Annotated in this window: 13 protein-coding genes and 1 pseudogene; 9 read left to right on the top strand and 5 right to left on the bottom strand. The window is 71.3% G+C overall.

The annotated features are described in order from the left end of the window. Positions 1-149: 149 nt before the first annotated feature. Genes ABZS71_RS23305 through ABZS71_RS23285 form a run of 5 tightly spaced genes read left to right on the top strand, consistent with a single transcriptional unit; the run spans position 150 to position 8,264 of the window. Positions 150-1,871 carry a serine protease gene (locus tag ABZS71_RS23305; RefSeq protein ID WP_356213129.1) on the top strand — a complete coding sequence of 574 codons (1,722 nt, stop codon included), beginning with the start codon at positions 150-152 and terminating at the stop codon, positions 1,869-1,871. Continuing rightward, on the top strand, positions 1,868-4,552 hold the full coding sequence (locus ABZS71_RS23300; protein ID WP_356213126.1) for a tetratricopeptide repeat protein: 2,685 nt from the start codon (positions 1,868-1,870) through the stop codon (positions 4,550-4,552). The genes ABZS71_RS23305 and ABZS71_RS23300 overlap by 4 nt, the downstream gene beginning before the upstream one ends. Before the next feature lie 12 nt (positions 4,553-4,564). Further along, a complete protein-coding gene (locus tag ABZS71_RS23295) occupies positions 4,565-6,052 on the top strand; it encodes a VWA domain-containing protein (protein WP_356213123.1) in 1,488 nt (495 codons plus the stop codon). Beyond that, positions 6,049-6,981, top strand: coding sequence for a hypothetical protein (locus ABZS71_RS23290; protein ID WP_356213120.1), 933 nt, complete (start codon positions 6,049-6,051; stop codon positions 6,979-6,981). The genes ABZS71_RS23295 and ABZS71_RS23290 overlap by 4 nt, the downstream gene beginning before the upstream one ends. Beyond that, positions 6,978-8,264, top strand: a complete 1,287-nt coding sequence (locus ABZS71_RS23285) for an ABC transporter substrate-binding protein (protein WP_356213117.1) — start codon at positions 6,978-6,980, stop codon at positions 8,262-8,264. The genes ABZS71_RS23290 and ABZS71_RS23285 overlap by 4 nt, the downstream gene beginning before the upstream one ends. Positions 8,265-8,462: 198 nt before the next feature. Here ABZS71_RS23285 and ABZS71_RS23280 read toward each other — a convergent pair whose 3' ends face one another. After that, positions 8,463-10,388: an MFS transporter gene (locus ABZS71_RS23280; protein ID WP_356213114.1), complete on the bottom strand. Its 1,926-nt coding sequence runs from the start codon at positions 10,386-10,388 to the stop codon at positions 8,463-8,465. A 202-nt stretch (positions 10,389-10,590) separates the two neighbouring features. After that, the gene (locus tag ABZS71_RS23275; RefSeq protein WP_356213111.1) at positions 10,591-13,212 is read right to left on the bottom strand and encodes a D-alanyl-D-alanine carboxypeptidase; all 2,622 of its coding nucleotides are present in this window, start codon (positions 13,210-13,212) and stop codon (positions 10,591-10,593) included. Between the two features lie 255 nt (positions 13,213-13,467). Here ABZS71_RS23275 and ABZS71_RS23270 point away from each other — a divergent pair, with 255 nt between their 5' ends. The 3 genes from ABZS71_RS23270 to ABZS71_RS23260 all read left to right on the top strand — a co-directional run bounded on the left by ABZS71_RS23270 (position 13,468) and on the right by ABZS71_RS23260 (position 15,880). Then, positions 13,468-14,217 carry a GPP34 family phosphoprotein gene (locus ABZS71_RS23270; RefSeq protein ID WP_355845515.1) on the top strand — a complete coding sequence of 250 codons (750 nt, stop codon included), beginning with the start codon at positions 13,468-13,470 and terminating at the stop codon, positions 14,215-14,217. A 366-nt stretch (positions 14,218-14,583) separates the two neighbouring features. Further along, positions 14,584-15,456, top strand: a complete 873-nt coding sequence (locus tag ABZS71_RS23265; RefSeq protein WP_355854354.1) for a helix-turn-helix transcriptional regulator — start codon at positions 14,584-14,586, stop codon at positions 15,454-15,456. Between the two features lie 214 nt (positions 15,457-15,670). Beyond that, positions 15,671-15,880 (top strand): DUF397 domain-containing protein, encoded by a 210-nt coding sequence (locus ABZS71_RS23260; RefSeq protein WP_355854351.1) that lies wholly within the window; start codon positions 15,671-15,673, stop codon positions 15,878-15,880. A 114-nt stretch (positions 15,881-15,994) separates the two neighbouring features. Here ABZS71_RS23260 and ABZS71_RS23255 read toward each other — a convergent pair. Next, a pseudogene (locus ABZS71_RS23255) lies at positions 15,995-16,703 on the bottom strand (hypothetical protein); the annotation flags it as partial. 858 nt (positions 16,704-17,561) lie between these two features. Here ABZS71_RS23255 and ABZS71_RS23250 point away from each other — a divergent pair. Next, the gene (locus ABZS71_RS23250; protein WP_356213108.1) at positions 17,562-18,587 is read left to right on the top strand and encodes an EcsC family protein; all 1,026 of its coding nucleotides are present in this window, start codon (positions 17,562-17,564) and stop codon (positions 18,585-18,587) included. Between the two features lie 54 nt (positions 18,588-18,641). Here the strand turns inward: ABZS71_RS23250 and ABZS71_RS23245 are convergent, their stop codons facing one another. Beyond that, positions 18,642-18,827: a DUF397 domain-containing protein gene (locus tag ABZS71_RS23245; protein ID WP_355854345.1), complete on the bottom strand. Its 186-nt coding sequence runs from the start codon at positions 18,825-18,827 to the stop codon at positions 18,642-18,644. After that, positions 18,824-19,696, bottom strand: coding sequence for a helix-turn-helix transcriptional regulator (locus ABZS71_RS23240; RefSeq protein WP_356213105.1), 873 nt, complete (start codon positions 19,694-19,696; stop codon positions 18,824-18,826). The genes ABZS71_RS23245 and ABZS71_RS23240 overlap by 4 nt, the downstream gene beginning before the upstream one ends. Positions 19,697-19,988: the final 292 nt, after the last annotated feature.

The following is a 19,988-nucleotide window of genomic DNA, read 5'->3' as shown; positions in this document are numbered from 1 at the left end:
CGCACCCGCACACCCCCGGCCTGCCGCGCCCGCCCGGAGCACGCCCGTGCGACGGCCGGGCGCACGCCCAGCAGGCCCCTCACCCTTTCGCGTGGCCCATCCGCCGGATGGGGTCACTTCCGTACCTCCCGGGCGTATGCTCTTGCCACATGGGGGTGGAAATGGGCATTACCGCCGATGAGACCTCCTGTGGGGGGACCTGGCGGGTACGGATCCGTAGTTCGGCCGGCGACATTCTGGGTGCGGGAATCCTTCTGGGCAGCGATACGGTGCTGACGTGCGCCCACGTGATCCCCGACGACGGGCTGCCGGTGCCCGCCACCCGGGTCCTCGTCGATCTGGTGGGGGTGCATGACGCCGAGCCGGTGACCGCGCACGTCGCCGACGGCTGCTGGGTTCCCCAACTCCCCGACAACTGCGGTGATGTGGCGCTGCTGAGGCTGAGCCGCCCGCAGCCCGCCGAGCACGCGGCGCCGCTGTTCCGGATGCCGCCCAAGCCCCGGCGGCCGGTGTGGATGTACGGATTCCCCGAGGACAACCCCAACGGACTGTGGTTCCTGGCGGAGATCGCCGGCCCGGCCGGCCCGCGCTCGGAGTGGGTGCAGCTGAATCCCGACTCACCCGGGGACGTGGTCCGGCGCGGTTTCAGCGGCACCGGCGTCCAGGACGAGGAGAGCCGGCGCCTCATCGGGATGATCGTCAGCCGGTACGACGACTCCTTCAAGGTGCCCACCGCCGAGCGCCGCAGCGTGTCGTACATGATCCCGGTCGAGACGATCGTCCGGCATCTGCCCCGGGTCCGCCGCTGGGTGAGCGGCGACCGCGGGGTGGACCCGCGGCTGGTCTCCCGGCTCACCGACGGCGTCCAGGACGTCGGCTTCGCCCAGCGGCTCGCCCTGTGGCTGCGGCGCGAGACGCTGACCGGGCGCGAGGGGATCGCGGATGTGGAGACGGTGGTCATCGCGGCCGACGACAGCGACCGCTACGAGGCGCTCAGCCGCGCCGTGACGCTCGCGGACCGCGAGCTGTCCGGGGGCGGCGCCGACGAGGCGGTGTCCGCCGCGCCGCGCGGCACCGTGCCGCCGATCGGCAGCCTGGACCTGGCCGTCGACGTCACGGGCTGGACCGACACCGATATGGCCCGGCGGGTCGCCGACCGGATGGATCTGCGCTCGCCCGGCGACTCCTCCCCGCTCAGCCGGATCCGGGCCAACGCCGTACCGCTGACCATCGTGGCCGTGGGGCTCGACCGTGCCCGGGACCAGGACGCCCTGGTGCGCTTCATGAAGCTGCTCGCCGACCGGGGCGCCCGGCTGATGCTGGTCTTCCGCGACCGGCACGCGCCCGGACTGCGCCTGGCCGAGCGGCTGTTCCGCCCCGACCCCGCCCGGATCGACGCCTGGCTGGACGAGCTCGCCGGGCGCGTCGCGGTCGCCGCGGAGCGGGAGCGGGAGGCGGTCGAGCGCGGGGCGCGCTTCGCGTCCTTACCGGAGGCCGGGGCCGGGGACACCACCGCGCTGCGGATCAATCTGACCCGGCTGCGCGGCGACCCCGAGCTGCGCTCCCACCGCATCGTCGCCAAGCTGGCCGCCTTCGAGCACGCGGTGCGGACGGTGTGCGCGCGGACCGAGGCGGCGCTGCGGGCGGCGGACGCCCAGCGGACGGCCGTCGCGGAGCTGAGGGGGCTGCTGGAGTCGTACTCCGCGATGCTCGGGGCCATGGCCGCGTCGGAGCGCGCCGAGCTGTATCCGCTCCAGCGCGCCGCGCTCCGGCAGCTGACCGCCGTGCCGTGCGATGTGGCGGAGGCGCGGCGCGCCGTGGACCGGTTCGTCCGGGCCGTGCACACACCGGCGGAGGGGGAGACGCCATGACGGACCGTCCGCGCCCGGACCACGGGAGCCCGGACCGCGCGCGCACCGGCCGGGCGCGCACCGGCCGCGAGGCCACCGACCGCGAGGCCACCGGCCGCGAGGCCACCGGCCGCGAGCGCCCAGGCCCCGCGTACTGCACGCGCCCGGAGTGCCCCGGCGAGGGGCGGGGCCCGGTCAACGCCCGGGGCTTCTGTTCGGAGTGCGGCCGCAGACCCCCGCCCGGCGGCCCGGACCAGGCGGCCCCACGGACGGCCCCGCAGGCGGCCCCGGGCCCGTCCGGAAGCCTGGTCTCCGAGTCGACGGCCACCACCGCCCGCGCCCGCCGGCGCGATGTGGCGCGGAAGTTCACGGTGCGGCCCGCGGGCGAGGATCCGCTGGATCTGCCGCGTGTCGAACTGCCGTCCTTACGCGATCTGGTCATCGACGATCCGCATCCGCCCTCGCGCGGGCAGACCTGCGGCTGGGAGGGGTGCGAGGAGACCGTCGGCGCGCCCTACGCCGGTCAGCCCGCGCTCTCGGCGGGCTACTGCCCCCGCTGCCGCCATCCGTTCGACTTCACCCCGCGGCTGCGCCCCGGCGATCTGCTCGGCGATCAGTACCGGGTGGTCGGCTGTGTGGGGTACGGCGGGCTGGGCTGGGTCTATCTCGCCGAGGACACCCAGCTGGACGATCAGCCCGTGGCCATCAAGGGCCTGATCAACAACGAGGACGAGGCGGCGCTGCGCGCGGCGGTCGAGGAGCGCCGCTATCTCACGATGCTCGACCACCCCGGCATCGTCCGCATCATCAACTACGTGACCCAGCCGGACCCCCGGGGCAGCGGCCGGCTGACCGGCTACATCGTGATGGAGTTCGTCGGCGGGATGACGCTCGCCCAGATCAGGGACCACATCGCGGACGCGGTGCCCCCGTACGACGGGCCGCGGCTGTACGAGCACATCCTGGCGTACGGCTGTCTGGTGCTGCGCGCGGTGCGCTATCTGCACGGCGAGAAGCTGCTCTACTGCGATCTCAAGCCGAGCAACGTCATGCACTACGAGGACCGGGTCAAGGTGATCGACCTGGGCGCGGTGCACCGGCTCGGGCAGTGGGACGGCGGACAGCCCGTCATCACCGAGGCGTTCGCCTCCCCCGAGGTGCTGACGCGGGGCGCGGCCGCCCTCACCGAGCGGCATGACCTGTTCGGCGTCGGCAGGACGCTCGAAGAGCTCTCCGACCACGCCGCGAAGGACGCGCAGCGGCCGCCGGGCCTGGGCGCCGAGTCGTACCGCCGGGTGCTGGCCCGCGCCACCGCCGGCGAACCGGCCCGGCGGTTCGGGTCGGCGGCCGAGATGTCCGAGCAGCTGTGGGGGGTGCTCCGGGAGATCCACGCGCTGCGGCTGAGCCGGGAGCAGCCGGAGCCGTCCACGCTCTTCGCCCCGACGGCGGCGCTGCTGGACTCCGCGCTGGGCCGGATCCCGGGCCTGGAGCGCTGGCTGGCGGGGGATCCGCGGCCGGTCCTCGCGTCCGGTCTGCCCCGGCCCCAGCAGGTGCCGCTCGGGCTGCCGGTGCCGTTCCCGGACGCGGCGGATCCGGGCGCCGCGCTGCTGGGCGTACCGAGCGACAGCGGGCCCCGGCGGCTGATCGAGCAGTTGAACGCCTTTCCCCGCCGCTCCGCCGAGATCCGGCTGCGCACCTGCCGCGCCTATCTGGAGCTGGGCGAACGGGGCAATGCGGCGCGCGAGCTGGCGACCGCGCGGGAGTTCATCGGGTCCGCCGCCCCGTACGACTGGCGGCTCTCCTGGCACCGCGCCCTGCTGCGGCTCGCGGACGGCGCCGTGGCCGAGGCGCGGGCCGAGTTCGACGCGGTGTACAGCGCGCTGCCCGGTGAATACGCGCCCAAGCTGGCCCTCGGCTACTGCGCCGAGCACCTGGGCGACCACGAGGCCGCCAAGCGGTTCTACGACGCGGTGTGGCAGCGCAACCGCTCCCAGGGCAGCGCCGCCTTCGGGCTGGCCCGGCTGCGGCTCGCGGCGGGCGACCGGAGCGGCGCGGCGGACATACTCGGCGGCGTGCCGAAGGTCTCGCGCCACTACGACGCCGCGCGGATCGCCACCGTACGGGTGCTCGCGGGGCGGCTGGGCCGGCCGGAGGCGCTGCCGAGCGCCGAGGACCTGATGGAGGTGCTGACCCGGCTGCCCCGGCTGTATCTGGACGACGGGCGGGCGTCCGGACCGGCCCGGGACCGGCTCACCGCCGAGGTACTGGAGGTCGCGCTCGACTGGACGCTGCGGCAGCAGTCCGACGGCCCGGCGGACGGTGCCCGGGCCTGGGGGCACCTCCCAGCGGTAGCCGGGGGCGAGCCGAAGGAGCGCGCCGCTGTCGAAAGGGAGAGCGCGCGCGGGCCTCGAGGGCTGCGATCGATATGCGGCTACCGCCGCGCGAGGGGCCGAGCACGGTCGACCGTCGACCGGGGGTCCCCCCGGCCGACGACTGGGGGAGGCTGGAGCGCCCCGGAGGCGAACCGAGCCGCAGTAAAGGGCGAACCCGGGCCGCTCTTCGGCGAGGCGGACGACGAGCTCTCGGCGCGCACCAGGCTGGAGCGGACCCTGCGCCGGCTGGCCCGGCAGGCGGACAGCCCCGAGGCGCTCGGTGTGCTGGTCGACCGCGCGAATGGCATCAGGCCCATGACCCGCGTCTGACAGGGGGATCAGATGAGAGCGGACCGTACGAGACAGAGCGCCGTCGCCGGGACGGGCGAGGGCGCTGCCATCACCCTGCGGGCGCACCAGAACAAGTATCTGCCCGCCGCCGCGGGCCGCACCGAGATGCATGCCGTCCTCAGCGTGGAGGCCCGGGGGCTCGGCCCGGCCGCGGCCCGTACCGCCGCGTCCGAGGTCATCGTCATCGACTGCTCCGGTTCGATGAGCTGGCCCCCGACGAAGATCGCGGCGGCGCGCCGGGCCACCGCCACCGCCGTCGGCATACTGCGCGACGGCACCCGCTTCGCGATCGTCGAGGGCACCGAACAGGCCCAGGTCGTCTATCCGTTCACCGGGGGCATGGCGGTCGCCGGACCCGACACCAAGGCCGCCGCCGCCCGGGTCGCGGCCCGGCTGCCGGCCGTCGGCGGCACGGCGATCGGCTCCTGGCTCGATCTCGCCCGCCGGCTCCATCTCCGCGAGCCCGCCGCGATCCGGCACACCCTGCTGCTCACCGACGGCAGGAACGAGCACGACGACCCCGGCTATCTGGATCAGGTGCTGGACGCCTGCGCCCCCTGCTTCACCTGTGACGCGCGGGGCATCGGCGACGGCTGGGACGCCGCCGAGCTCAAGAGGATCGTGCGGCGGCTGCACGGCAAGGCCGACGCGGTCCTGGACGACTCCGCGCTGGCCGCCGAGTTCGAGGAGATGGTGAGCGCCTCGATGGCCAAGGCGCTGGCCGGGGTGCGGATCCGGATCCGGACCAGGGCGGGCAGCCGGGTCGGCTTCGTCAAGCAGGTCCATCCCACCCGGGTGGACCTCACCGACGAGGGCACCCGGCCCGACGAGCGCACCTGGGAGTGCCGGACCGAGGCGTGGGGCGACGAGACCCGCGAGTACCAGGTGTGCGTCCTCGCCGATCCGGCCGGCGACCCGGCGGACGAGGATGTCGAACTGGCCGCCGTGGACCTGGCGGTGGACGGCGACGCCACCCTGCCGCTGCCCGAGCCGCAGTCCGTGCTCGTCCAGTGGACGGACGATCTGCTGCTGTCGTCCCGTATCGACCCCCGGCTGGCGCACTACGACGCCAACTCCGCACTGGGCCACGCCATCACCGCGGGCTGCGACGCGTACGAGGCGGGCGACCGGGAGGAGGCCCGCGACCAGTGGGGGCGGGCGGTGCGGCTCGCACATGAGCTGGGCAACGAGAAGACACTGGACCGGCTGCGCGGGCTGGTCCATATCGTCGACGCCGCCACCGGCGAGGTACGGATCCGCGAGCCGATCCGCCCGCTCGACCTCAACTCGGCGATGATCCTCTCGGAGGAGAGCGTCCGCTTCACCGGTGTCCTGCCCGTGGAGACGGCCGCGCCGCCCGGCCCGGATCGCATCTGCCCGGTCTGCGAGCGCCATTCGCCCGCCGCCGCCGCGTTCTGCCAGCGGTGCGACACCCCGCTGCGCGCCGAGAGGACGAACGGCACGGACGGCGCGGCATGAGCGGCACCCGCGCCTTTCTCGTCCGCCGGCTGATCGCCCTGCTCGTGGTCGCGGCGGTGGCCGTGGCCGCGCTGCTCGCCGCGTACTACGGCGTCAGCCGCAACTCCCGTGCGGTGAGCGACGAGTCGACGCCCGCCATACTGCAGGTCGCCGCCGCGACCGACGCTCTCTCCCAGTCCTACCGGACGGCCGAGCTCAGCCTGGGCGGGTCCACCTCGGACGTCGAGGGACTGGGTGAGAACTACCGCGACGCGCTGTCGACGGCCAATCAGAACCTGGCCCAGGCCGTCAAGAGCACCACCGGCGGCACGTCGGCCGGTCAGTCGCTGCTCACCATCGCCGGGCTGGTCTCCTCGTACAGCGACATCATCGAGCAGGCGTATGTGAACCGGACCAACAACGATCTTCGCGACGCCTATCTGAGCTACGCCGAGACCATGCTGAAGCGGCACGGCGACGGCATCCTCGCCCGGCTCAAGAAGATCCAGGACCGCCAGTTCGCCCTTCTCGACCAGCAGACCTCCTTCGGATGGCTGCTGGGGTGCGCCTGGTGGGTGCTGGTGCCGGTGCTGTTCGGCACGCTGGCGGTGCTGCTCGTGCGTACCCAGCGGTTCCTGCGGCACCGCTTCCGCCGGCTGGTCAACCCCTGGCTGGTCGCGGCCACCGCGCTGCTGATCTCGGTGGTGCCGCTGGCCGTCTTCACGAATCAGACACAGGACCGGCTGGTCTCGGCGCGGCACAGCCTGCACCAGACCGGCATCGGCAGGAACGGCGGCCCGACCGCCAAGAAGGTGGCGCATGTCATGCGGGACACACGCTGGCGGGCCGACGCCGTCGGCTATATACCCCTGGGCGGCGCGGTGCTCGCGGCCCTGATCCTCATCGGGCTCCAGCCGCGCATCGACGAGTACCGGTTCCAGTCCCGATGAGCGCCGCCCACCGCTCCCGGAATGTGACCGCCGCCGTCCTCGGGCTGTGGCTGGTGGTGCTGAGCGCCGTCGGCGCGGGCGACATGCGCGGCCGTCAGTCGAACGCGAGCGTCACCGTACTGGCCTCCTGGACCGGCCAGGAGGCCGCGGCCTTCCACGCCCTGCTCGACCGATTCACCGCCAGGTACGGGATCCGCGTCGACTACCAGGGCACCACCGCGCTGCGCGAGGTCCTGTCCTCGGAGGTCAAGGCGGGCACCCCACCGGACATCGCCGTGCTGCCCAGCCCCGGCGATCTCGCCGCCTACGCGGACATGCTGACCCAGCTCGACACGGTGCTCTCGCCGGGCCGGCTCGACGCCTACGGCCCGCTGTGGAAGCCGGCACCGCGCGGGGACGGGGCGGTCTACGGCATCGCGATCAAGGCCGATCTGAAGAGCATCGTCTGGTACGACAAGGACCGCCACCAGGAACGCGAGTTGCCCGCCCTCGCCACCCGGGGCGGCCAGTGGTGCGCCGGTATGGGCGGCGACGCGACCTCCGGCTGGCCGGGCACCGACTGGATCGAGGACATCCTGCTCCAGCAGCAGGGCAAGGCCGTCTATCAGGCGTGGGCGACGGGCGGTCTGCCGTGGACGGACCCCCGGGTCAAGCGTGCGTGGGAGACCTGGGGTTCCCTGTTCACCAGCACCGCGCGGACCGCGCTGCTCACCGACTTCCGTGACGCCGGAAAGAAGCTGTTCGCCCCCAACCCCCCGTGCGCGCTGGAGCACCAGGGATCGTTCATCCGCGGCGCCTATGACGCCTCCCACCGCCCCCGCGCCTCCTTCGTGTTCTCCGCCGGGCTGTTCCCGCAGGCGGACCGTCGCTCCACCGCCCGGGAGGTGTCCGGGGACTTCGCGGCGATGTTCCGCAAAACCCCGCAGTCGGAACAGCTCATGGACTTCCTCGCCTCGGCGAAGGCCCAGACGGCGTGGGCCGCCAAACCCACCGGCAACGGCACCCGCCCGTTCTTCGCGAACAACGAGGTCCCGGTCGGCGTCCAGCCCGACGACGGGGTCGCCCGGCGGATCGCGCGGACCCTCAAGGACTCCGGTTCACTGTGCCTGGACGCCTCCGACGCCATGCCCACCCGGATGCGGCTCGCCTTCCAGCGCGCCGCGCTGGCCTACCTCAGCGATGTCGGCAAGAAACCGGACCGGCTGCTGACCAGCCTGGACAAGGTCCGTACGAGCATCCGCCAGGGGCCGGGCCAGGCATGGCTGTCGACGGTCTGCGGCTGATCAGCGGCCCCTTTTCGCGGCTCGGTTCGCCTCCGGGGCGCTCCAGCCTCCCCCAGCCTTCGGCCGGGGGGACCCCCGGTCGACGGTCGACCGTGCTCGGCCACTCGCGCGGCGGTAGCCGCATATCGACCGCAGCCCTCGCGGCCTGCGCGCGCTCTCCCTTTCGACAGCGGCGCGCCCCTTCGGCTCACTTGCCGGCTACCGCTGGGAGGTGCCCCCAGCCTGCGGAGCCATCTCGTCCGGGCAGGGCGTGCCGCGCGGCAGCTGGTACTTGCCCGCTATCCGGTAGGTGCCGGCGCGCGGGGCGTGCAGCACGGTCCACTCGTCCTCCGGCTGGCCCTCCTCACCGCCCTCGATCTGCTTGGTGAGGCAGCCCTCGCGGTTGACCGGCAGCGCCTCGCCCCCGTTCACCTTCGGCGCCCTGACGCTGTGCCCGTCGGCGTCCACCAGGCCGAGCCACGGCGAGTACGGGATGCGGATGAGCACCGGGCCCTCGGAGCGCACCTTCAGCACCAGCTCATCGGCGCCCGCGCGCTCCACCGTGGCCGGCGGGTCGGCGATCTGCGTCGGGTCCTTGACCTCGTACAGCTTCCAGTTGGCGTCCGACCACACCTGCCGCAGATAGGGCAGCCTGGTGGACAGCAGGTCGGCCTCCTGCTCCGCGGCGGTGTCCGGGTCGTCGGCGGGCAGCACCACATAGTGCACCGCCCAGCGCTTGAGCCATTCGTGGTAGCCGGCCGGGGTGAGGGTGTTCTCGCCGTAGAAGATCGGGTTGCGGTCCAGGTCCCGCTGCCGGTTCCAGCCGCGCGCCAGATTGACGTACGGGGCGAGCGCGGAGGACTCGCGGTGGCTGCGCACCGGGACCACCTCGATCCGGCCCCGGTCCGCCTTCTCCCGCTTCAGGGTGTCGATCAGCGGGGCCAGTTCACGGGCCCAGGACGCGGAAGGGGTGGTGTGGATGACATCGTCGGCGGTCTTGACCCCCTGCCAGGCCGTGACGGTCGTCAGGGCCAGCACCAGCCCGGTCCAGCGGCGGCCCGCGCTCGTGGTGCGCAGCTCGGCGCGCGGCGGTCTGCGGACGGCGGGCACCACGGCGATCAGCACCACCCCGCCGAAGATCATGCCGAGGCGGGAGATGTTGGTGCCGACCTGAGAGGGGATCAGCCAGGCGAGCACCACACCGAGGCAGTAGAGCCCCGCGCCGACCCGCACCGTCGGCCACTCGGGCGGGGCGAACAGACAGATCGCGGCGCCGGTGACGAACGGGAGGATCACCGACCCGATGGACATCGGCTGCTCACCGGAGAACGGGAACAGCCATGCGGACAGGCCCACCACCACGACCGGTGTGATGCCGAGCGCGTACGCGGCGGGGCGCCGCCTGGTCAGCCACAGGGCGGCGGCCACTATCCCCACGAACAGGCCCGCCACCGGGCTGGACATGGTCGAGAGCGCGGCCAGCACGGCAGCCAGCAGAAACCGCCCGAACCGGTGATGCCAGCGCCGGGACCGCCACTTCGCGGGCCACGCGAAGATCACGGCCACGGCCCCGAGCCCGAACATCGCGCCGAGCCCGAAGGTCACCCGCCCCGAGATCGCGTTGCAGGTGAGCGCGAACGCGCCGTACAGGGCGGGCCACAGCGGCCGGGCGACGGCGCGGCTGCGGACCAGCAGCAGCGCCAGCAGCCCGGCGGTCAGCGTCCCGGCGATCATCATCGTCGAGCGGACGCCGAGGACCGCCATCAGATACGGCGAGATGACGCTGTAGGAGACCGGGTGCATCCCCCCGTACCAGGCCAGGTTGTACGCCGAGTCCGGGTGCTGGAGCGCGAACTCCGCCCACGCGTCCTGCGCGGCGAGGTCACCACCGCTGTTCGCGAGCAGCGCCACCCACAGCAGATGCAGCAGCGCGGCGGCGGCCAGGGCGGCGGGGACGGGATGACGCAGGGTCTGCCAGCCGCGCCGGAGCAGCCCGCTCCGTACACCCTGCTCACCACCGCGCTCCGCCTCCGCCGGGCCGGTCGGCTCGGCAGGCCAGCGCTGCGCGGGTAGGTGTATTCGCGCGGCGGTGCTCTCCTCCGAGCTTCCGCCTTTGTCAGCCCGTGTCGGATCCACGGTGGTCACTGCGGCTCTCCCCGTCTTCCCCCGAGATCTGCCCCCATCTTCCCGCAACCCCGTCCCGGTTTCCCCCGGCTCGCCGCGGCGGGTCGAGGCCGGGGACGGACGCGACGCTAGCACGCACGGGCCCTCCAACTGCCCCGGGCCCCGGCGCGGGTGGCGCGCCGGGGCCGGTCGTCACAACCCGTACCCCTGATGCCCCGTGGGGTCAGCCGATACGGGTCAGCTTTGAGCCGAACGACGGCTCGGACAGGTCGCTCTGCAGGGCCACCGGCGCCTTGAGCTGCCCCGGGCCGGTGCCCACGGTCAGTTCGCCGACGACCGTGCCCGCCTTGGCCGCATGCGGAACGGTCTTACCGCCGTCGGTGATCTTGATGTCGACGGTCAGACCGGCCCAGCCGACCGCCGTGAGGTGCTTGGTGGCCACGACCGGCGTCGTACCGCCGAGACCGTCGTCGACCTGGCCCACGACATCGCCCTTCTTGATGACGGTGGCCGAGGTGAGGGCATCCTGCACGGTGGTGATCAGCTTGTAGCTGTTCGTCTGCGCGAGCTGCAGGCTGGCGTCCAGCGTGGTGGTCGCGCGCTGTTCGAGGACGACGCCGAGGATCCGCTGCTTCTTGCCGTCGATCGTCCGCTCCGCACCCCACATCAGCGCACCGCCGGCCGGGGTCGACGAACCGGTCTTGATGCCGACCACACCGGGCTTCACCAGCAGATTGTTGTTGTTGTAGATCCTGTCCTTGAGGCCGGGGATCTGTATGTTGGGCGTCGCCACGACGGCCCGGAACGCCTCGGACTGCATCGCCGCCTTGGCCAGCTTCAGCTGGTCCCGCGCGGTGGACTTGGTGGTTTCCTTCAGACCGCTGGGGTCGGTGTAGGTGGTGTTCGTCATCCCCAGGTCCTTGGCCGCGTCGTTCATCTTCTTCACGAACGTGTCCAGCGACCCCGCGTCCCAGCGGGCCAGCTGCCGGGCGATGTTGTTCCCGGAGGGGATGAGCAGCAGCTCGAGCATCTGGCGCTCGGTGAAGGTCTGCCCCTCCTTGACCGGCACCCGCGACTCGTCCTGGGACCCGGCCTCCTTGCCCGCCTGAGCGTCGATCCTTATCGACGGACCCTTCTGGTCGGCATTCAGCGGATGGCCCCTGAGCACCACATACGCCGTCATGACCTTGGTGACACTGGCGATCGGCACGGGCTTCTGGTCCCCAGAGATGCCCAGGCTGCCCACGCCCTCGACCTCGGCCGCGGACTGGCCCTGGCCGGGCCAGGGCATGGAGAGCTTGCCACCGCTGAAGGAATAGGTGTCGTCGCTGCTGAGCTTCAAGGACGGGTCCGGCAGCGGCCGCACCGCCTGGATGACGCCCAGGACGACGACGAGCAGCAGGGCCAGCGGCGTCCAGATCTTGACCCGCCGCACCGCCGTACGCATCGGCGTCTCGGGCTTGGGCGGGGTGTTCGTCAGCTGCGCCAGCAGATCGAGCGGCGCGGGCTGCTTCCCGTCGGGCGTCGCGGGCGGCAGCGGCTGCTGCTTGGTGCGCTCGGTCTCGGGCAGCGCCGACGGCTTCGCGGGCGGGGCCGATGGCTTCGCGGGCGGGGCCGACGGCTTCGTCGGGGCCGGGGCCGACGGCTTCGCGGGCGGGGCCGACGGCTTCGTCGGGGCCGGGGCGTCGGCAGACCGAAGCGGTACGAACTTGCTGGTCCGCTCGTTGTCCGACTCGCCGATGGGCTTCTTGCCGGACGTCTTCTCGTTGGACGTCGCCTTGCCGGACGCCGCCTCGCCGGACGCCGTCTTGCCGGACGCCTTCTTCTCGGACGTCTTCTTCCCGGGCGCGCCGATCGCCTTGATGGCGGTGGTCGGCTGATCGACGCCCTTCTCGCCCGCCTCGCTCTTTGTGCCGCCCTCGTCCTTCGTCTCGGACGTCTCGGACGTCTCGGACTCGCTCTTCTTGTCCGCGGCGGGCTTGTCCGCGTCGTCGCCCCTGGCGGAGCCCTTCCCGGCCGAATCCTTTTCCCGCAGCACACCGAAGGCGGCCGTGGGCCGGTCGACCGGCCGCGCGGGGGCGTCGTCGTCCGCGCTGCCGTCCGCGTCGGACGCGTCGCCCTTCTTGGGCTCGCCGTTCTTGGGCTCGTCGTCGGCGGCGGGCCTCGGCTTCACCGTACGGAACACCGCGGTCCGCTGATCGATCGACGGTTTGTCGTCGTCCTTGTCCTTCTTGTCCTTGCCCGCGACTGCCTCATCGGCACCGGCGCCGGCGTCCGTACCCGCCTCGTCGTCCTCGTCCGCCGTGGCGACCCATGCCGCCACCGCCTCGCGCAGCCGGGCATCGCGCCCCTCGGGTACGTCCCCTTCATCCGACTCATCCGACGCGCTGGACTTCTCGGCCTTCTCCGCCGAGTCGGCCTCGCTCTCCGACGTCTCGCTCTCGTTCTCGCCGCCGTTCGCCATGGGGCGGGCCGGCAGGCCCGAGGCGCTCTCCGTCGGCTCCGACCCGGCCTCCGGTTCGGCCTTCGCGTCCGCCTTCTCTGCTGCCTCCGACGCCCGGGAATCGCCGCCACGTTCGCCATCGCGAACACCGGACGCCTCGTCACCGCCCGCGGCGGCCGGGGCCTCCGGCTCCACTTCGGTCTCCGCTTCCGGCCCCGCGCTCGGCTCGTCGGAAGCCGGCTCGGGCTCGGCCTCCGGGCCCTTGGGCGCGACGGCGACCGCCGACGCGCCCCCGGCCGCCTCCCCTTCGCGGGAGACCGCGAGCCGCGGATCGCGGTCTCCCCGAGCCGTCTCCCCCGACGACTTCTGCTGATCCGACCTGCCGGGGGACTCGCCCGCCACCGATGCCTCCTCGAAATGTGTCGCGGGACGCCCCACGCCTTGTGTCGTCACGTCCCGCAGCCCAACCTCTACCAGTGTCCTGTCTGTCCGGCACGCAGCCGCGCAACACCACCGCCGGAGAGTGCTTTCAGGTACTCGCCCACCTGCTAGACGAGAACGACATACCTACCGGTTCCCACTCAAATCCACCAGGCACTCTCGACAGACCAATGTGAGAGGGGTCACCCTGTCATTCATCCACGCGGGGAGGCATGGATGGGCAGGAGCCGCAGAACAATTCCGGAGGAGCTTCTGCTGCTCGCTTTGGACCCGACCACGGGTACCACGGCGCAGCCGCAGTCGCTCGACCTCGGTCTTGCCGGGGCACAGCTAGTAGAGCTGGCTCTGGCCGGACGGATAGCCCCTGACGGGGATCGTATCGCCGTGGTGCTGCCACGGCCGACCGGAGATCCGACTTTGGACTCCGCGCTGGAACTGCTGCGCCGTCGCGGCAGTCCGGTTCGCGCGGTCCACTGGATCGGCGGGCCCCGACTGGGGCTGCGCCAGACGTATCTCACGCACCTGGAGCGGTGCGGCATGGTGCATGCCGTGGCGGGCCATATGTGCGGGGTACTGCCGACGACTCGCTACCAGGCGACGGACACGGCGATCAGCCGGGAGATCAAGAACCGGCTGGACAGTGCGATCCGTACCGGCGTACCGCCGGACCCGCGGACCGCCGCGCTCGCCGCCCTGGCCCATGCGGTCGGGCTCGGCAAGCACCTGTATCCCGGGAACGAGGGGCGCTCCTCGCGCTCCAGGCTCCGGGATCTGATTCGGCATGACCCGATGGGCGGTCTTGTGGCGCACGCCGTGATGGACGTGCAGAACGGTGTCGCGGCGCAGCCACGGCGCGCACCGGCCGCGGGCCGACAACCGGGAGCACGGGCCACAGCGGAGCCCGCGGTCGGGGTTCCGGCCCAGCCGTCCCGCCGCGGGAGCATGGACCGCGTCGGAGCGCGCTGAAGCCTTTCGGGGCCCCTCGGGGCACCGACGCACCACCAGCCCGTCAGCAGGGCGGCGGGCGCCCTTCCGGCACCGTCCGGGCGCAGAGCACGACCGAGCAGGATTCACGCAGCATCGAGCGGTATCAGCACCAACACCGTGCACCACACCGCTCCACCCGACCGCACCGCAGTCCCCACCGATCCGGTTCGGGAGCCGCTGAAGCGCGGGGTGGTGGGACGGCCGACCCGGACGACCGGCCGCCCCACCACCCCGCGCGCGCGTTAGTGCGCCTCTGTGGGGCCATTTCCCAGCGCGGCCCCGTCCGGTAGTGGCAGGCTGCTGAACAGCAGAAATCAGCAGTATGAAGCCGGAGGTGCACGTCCCGTGACATCGAACGTCGGCCCCACTGTCCGGCGACGCCGGTTGGGCCAGGAACTGCGCAGGCTCCGCCAGGAGAAGGGCATGACGGCGGAGGAGGTGGCGGAGGAGCTGATGGTCTCCCAGTCGAAGATCAGCCGACTGGAGAACGGGCGTCGCAGCATCAGCCAGCGCGATGTGCGCGATCTGTGCCGCGCCTACAAGGTCGAGGACAAGGCGCTGGTCGATTCCCTGATGCAAATGGCCAAGGAGTCGCGCCAGCAGGGCTGGTGGAACGCCTTCGGGGACGTCCCGTACAGCGTGTACATCGGCTTCGAGACGGACGCGGCGTCCCTGCGGGTCTACGAACCCCAGGTGCTCCCGGGCCTCTTGCAGACCCCGGAGTACGCGGAGGCGGTCATCAGCGGCGCCCTGCCGGAGGCTCCACAGGAGCAGATCGCCCAGCGGGTGCAGGTCCGGCTCAGGCGGCAGGAGCGCATCACCGATCCACTGAGCCCGCTGCGGCTGTGGGCCGTCGTGGACGAGGCGGCGATGCGGCGCATGGTGGGCAATCCGAAGATCATGAGCGATCAGCTGGAGTATCTGGTCCGCATGAGCCATGAGCCGCATGTGACCGTGCAGGCGCTGCCGTTCGGGATGGGCTCGCATCCGGGCATGAGCGGGCAGTTCACCATCCTCGAGTTCTCGGACGAGTCGGACACGAGCGTCGTCTACCTGGAGGGCGTGACCAGCGACCTCTATCTGGAGAAGCTCACCGATGTGCAGAGCTACAGCATGATGTACGAGCATCTGCGGGCCCAGGCGCTGAACGTGGACCAGAGCCGCCAGTTCATCAGCGAGGTGGCCCAGGACCACGCGCGCCGGCACGAGGAGGGCTGACGGCGCGGCCTCTGCCTCTGCCTCTGCCTCTGCCTCTGCCTCAGGTATACCGAAGGGGCGGAGGCTACACCTCCGCACCGCCCCGCGGAAGGGGCCAGGGGAATTTGCCATCCGGTCGAGTGAATGGCCCACTTTCCGGACGATGTTGCCGAGTAACGTCGGTCTCGCCTCCAAACAGGAGTGCACCTCGTCAACAAAACGCATCGGAGCAACCGTGTCCATTCAGCAGGGAAAGACGAGTATGTGGGTGAAATCCTCGTACTCGGCCGGCAACGGCGCGTGCGTGGAAATCTCCTCCCCGGTCGCCGGCGAGATCGCCGTGCGCGACTCCAAGGACCCGCACGGACCGACCCTCGGCTTCGCCCCCGCGTCGTGGTCGGCCTTTGTGTCCGACGTCAGCCGTGGCGCCTACGACCTCGACTGATCTTCGTAGCGCCGGACCGCGGTAGCGCGGTCGGCGGCGTGAAGCCGCAGCAATGCCACCGAGCCCTCCCGACCGGCCGCCGTCCCTGCCGAGAGGGCTCGCTGCATTTCAGCTTCAGCGAAGTCGGTCGACGTAGTGGTCCGTACCGGGAATCGTCGGAATGAACGGCGCGACGAATTCGACATGGCCTGGTCCAGCGCTTATGACATCGGTGTCGAGACCGGTGAAATATCCCTCCCAGCATTCCCGGGGATCCCGCTCCAGGAACCAGAGCAGGGTCAGCCGGGTGCCGACCCCCTCGACCTGCTTGACGTACGCCATCCGGTCCGCCGCAAGCGGTGTCGGCCGGAAGACGGTGACCATCGCGGCGGGTGAGCCCGCCAGGCGTCCCGGCAGATGGCGGGAGCGCAGCCAGGCGAGCAGTTCCTCCCGCCGCTCGGGGCTCTCGCTGTCGATGACCTCGACGACCAGCCCGGCGTACGGATGGTCGAGGGCGTGATGGTCGCGCGGACCGGCCGCCCCGTCCCGGTAGACGGTCGCCGCATGATCCTGGAAGGCCGTGAAGACATGGGTACGGCCCTGGTGGACCCGCCCGTCCCGGTTCAGCCGCTGGTTGATCCCGACCGTCCACCGCAGGTGTTCCGCGTGGCGGCCCTCGGTGAGGCCGGTAGACGGAGAGATAGCAGCCCGCGGTCACCGGCTGGGCGACCGCCGACTTCTCCGGGTAGCGCAGCAGCTGGAGATCGCGGGTGGCGACCCAGCGGCGGCCGGCGTAGATCCAGGGCATGGCCATCGCGCCCGCGATGAAGTGATCGTCCTCGTAACAGCGGTAATTTCGGCGCACCCCTCTGACCGGGGCTTATGAAGGCCGAAACGGCTGTGACCTGCTAGGACGGGCTGCAGAGGCGATCGGAGGCAGTCAGAGGAAAACGCTCTGATTCGCCCCGGTTCGACCCGGGCCGCTCGGAGGCAGTCAGAGGCTATCCCTCTGCAACTTGCCTCCCAGAAACCTGAGTTGGCAGTGCGTCGATCGGTAGTGTCGATCTCTACGGCTCTCCGCTCCGACCCCGGTCGAGCTGCGATGGGGACGCCTGCCTCCAGAGCGGAGCCAGACATACGAATGCCTCCAGGACCGGAAATCCTGGAGGCTTCGCTGGCACCGTTTGGAGGTCGGTTCCGGACACCACCCGTGGTTTTAGCGGGCCTGGGTGGCGTCCACGTCCTTGCGAGACGACCCCACGTGCCACACCACAACGACCTGGCAGAACCACAACAACAGACCTCTCGCCCGTTCGGCCGACTGGGCCTCCACCGACTCCCACCGGCTGCTAGACCACCTCGGCCTGGTTTATCTCCCTGTACTACGCCGTCGTCCTCGGCCTGCCGACACTGCTGCTGGACGCGGACGCGGCCAGCCCTCGCCGAGTACGACCGCATGGCCACCGCCGGCCTCAGCCTGGACAACCCCCTCGTGGACGGCGAGAACTACACCTCCACCCTCACTCCACCCCCCGGCCACGGCCCCCGCCACCCCGCCTGACAACTCGCCCCAGAGACAGGAGCGCCACGGACCATGAGTAACCCGCAGTACCCGCAGCAGCCCGATCAGCTGCCCTCGGACTACGAGCTCGCGGCATGGCAGGCCGTCTAGCAGTTCAAGGGCCGCCCACTGTCACGAGCGATGAGAAACGCCGGCGAGCAAGTGGCCAACGGCGTCGCGGAACTCGGCAAACGTGCCGCGAAGCAACTGGAGAACCACCCACGGGCGAAGTCGGCGCTTTCGCGTGGACAGGAATTCGTCGCCAAGGGCGCTCAAACGGTCGGCGCTGGGGCGCGCGGAGCCGCCGACGCCCTGCCGGGCTGGAGCGGCACTGCCGTTCAGTCCATACGGCAGACGGTGGGGCGGGCGTCGCGAGCGGGCCTCTCCTCCAAACGCGTGGTGGCGCTCCACAAGAAGCGCGGGCGCGACGTCGCGTCGCTGCCCGACCTGCGCCGCCTCGACCTCGAGCAGGTCGACGCGGTCCGTGGACGGGCGGCGAGCCGGTACTACCCGGCCGTCGCGGCGCTCTCGGGAGCGGGTGCGGGGCTGGTGATCTCCGGAGGACAGCTCGTCATCGCCGCCTCCGCCGGCGCCGCGGCAGCGCCTTCGGGGGGTGCGATCGTCGGCGCTTTTACTGCCGATACCGCAGTCGTCCTCGGACTCGCGTCCCGCGCCGTCGGCCAGGTCTCGCTGTTCTACGGCTACGACCCCGAGGAGCCTGCCGAGAAGCTCTTCGTGATGTCTGTCGTCAACGCCGGGACGGCAAGTTCGGCTACCGCCAAGAACGCCGCGATGGCCGACATCTCGCGGCTCACCCAAGCACTCTTCCGCGGCAAGACGTGGGAGGTCCTGAACGACGCGGTTGTCGCCAAGGTCTCCGCGCAGTTCGCCAAGGCATTCGGCTTTCGCCTCACCAAGAAGGGGCTCGGCAAGGCGGTACCCGCAGTCGGGGTCCTCGTCGGAGGCACCCTCAACTGGATTACTCTGGAGGGGATCGTCGACACCGCCGAGATGCGTACCGGCGGCGGTTCCTCCTGGAGAAGTACCCGCATCTCGCTGACGGGGAGGCATCCGGATCGTTTCCCGACACCGGCCCCGGACGACGCCGACGAGGAGATCAGTCTGCTCGACGAGATAGCCGAGGCGGGCGGACCCGACCTCCACTGACAGTGAGGTGTCCCGGCGGTGAACGTGACCACGCGACCGCCGGGACGACGCGGCTCAGGACCCCGCCGCGAACCCCACGAACCGCGACCACTCCTCACACCCGACTGCGAAGTGAGGACGCGTCACATCCTTGGAGTCCCGGACGCATATGGCCTGTTCGGTGACGGCGACCTCAACGCAGTCGTCGCCCGAGCTGCCGCTGTAGCTGGACTTGAACCAGGCGAGTTCCGTCGTGCTCATAGCTCTCCTCGCAGTCGCTCCAGCAGGCTCCGTGAGTCTTTGGGGTTCAGGGCCTGCGAGCGCAGTGTGTCATAGCGCTGGCAGAGGAGGCTCACCTCTTTTGGGTCAGAGATCAACCGGCCGTTTTCCTGGCCTTCGGAGTACGCGAGCCGCCGCCCCTGCGGGGTCTCCAGGAGTCGTAGAGGACCATCCATGCACGCATGGAACTCGGCGTCCGTAGGCATGACTTGGAGCGTCACGTTGCGAAGCGCTGTGCGCTCCAGCACAAGGTTCAGCTGGTCCCGCAGCACCTCGACACCGCCCAGCCTGCGCCGGAACACAGACTCCTCGATGATGAAGCTGAACGGCACCGTCGGCCACTCGTCCAGCATCCGCTGCCGCTCCAACCGCGCAGCAACCTGCGCCTCCAACTCCTCATCCGTAAGCAACGGAATCCGGTTCTCGAACAGCGCCCGCGCATACCCCTCCGACTGCAACAACCCCGGCACCAGCCTGCACTCATACGTACACAGACTGACCGCCACCCTCTCCAACCGAGCCCACCGCCGAAACCAGGCCGCCAGCCCCGCCTCCCCCCGCGTCAGATACCGCGCCGCCTTCCGTAACGCCCCCGTGTTCCCCGTCGCCTCCTCCGCCCGCTCCACGAACGCCTCGTCCGGCATCCGCCTCCCCAACTCCACCGACCCCACGGTGTGTTTGGAGAACCGAACCAGGTCACCGAACTCGGCCCTGCTGTACCCGGCGTGCTCGCGCAGGGCCTGGACGACGGCGCCGAAGGTCCGCAGACTGTCGGAGGGATCAGGCTCCCGCTCCACCTCACAGCCCGTCAGGCAGTCGTCGCCGTCACTCTCACCGACACCGTTCGTCATACGCGGCCACCTCCAGGTACGTACGCGCGCTACTCCCTGCGATCGACTCACCCAGCGTGACGGCAAGGTCCCCGTACCGTCCACCGATTGTGCCCGTACGCTGACGCACCGTACGGGTCACGCTCCTGGTCCGCGCTCTGGTGCGCCTCCGCATGCGGGAGTTTCGCTACATGCGGCCGAGAGACGACCGGCCGGGCCGCCTGAAGTCTGGGTTCCCGGCGTCACCCGCCGGGCCGGGAAGCCCAGGGGGTGGGGTATGACCCCTGACGGCCTCCACGGACATCGAAACGTG

This window comes from Streptomyces sp. NPDC005393, assembly GCF_040606675.1.
Lineage (GTDB): Bacteria > Actinomycetota > Actinomycetes > Streptomycetales > Streptomycetaceae > Streptomyces.
The sequence above is the reverse complement of the archived record's forward strand: the minus strand, read 5'-3'. Positions and strand labels throughout refer to the sequence as shown.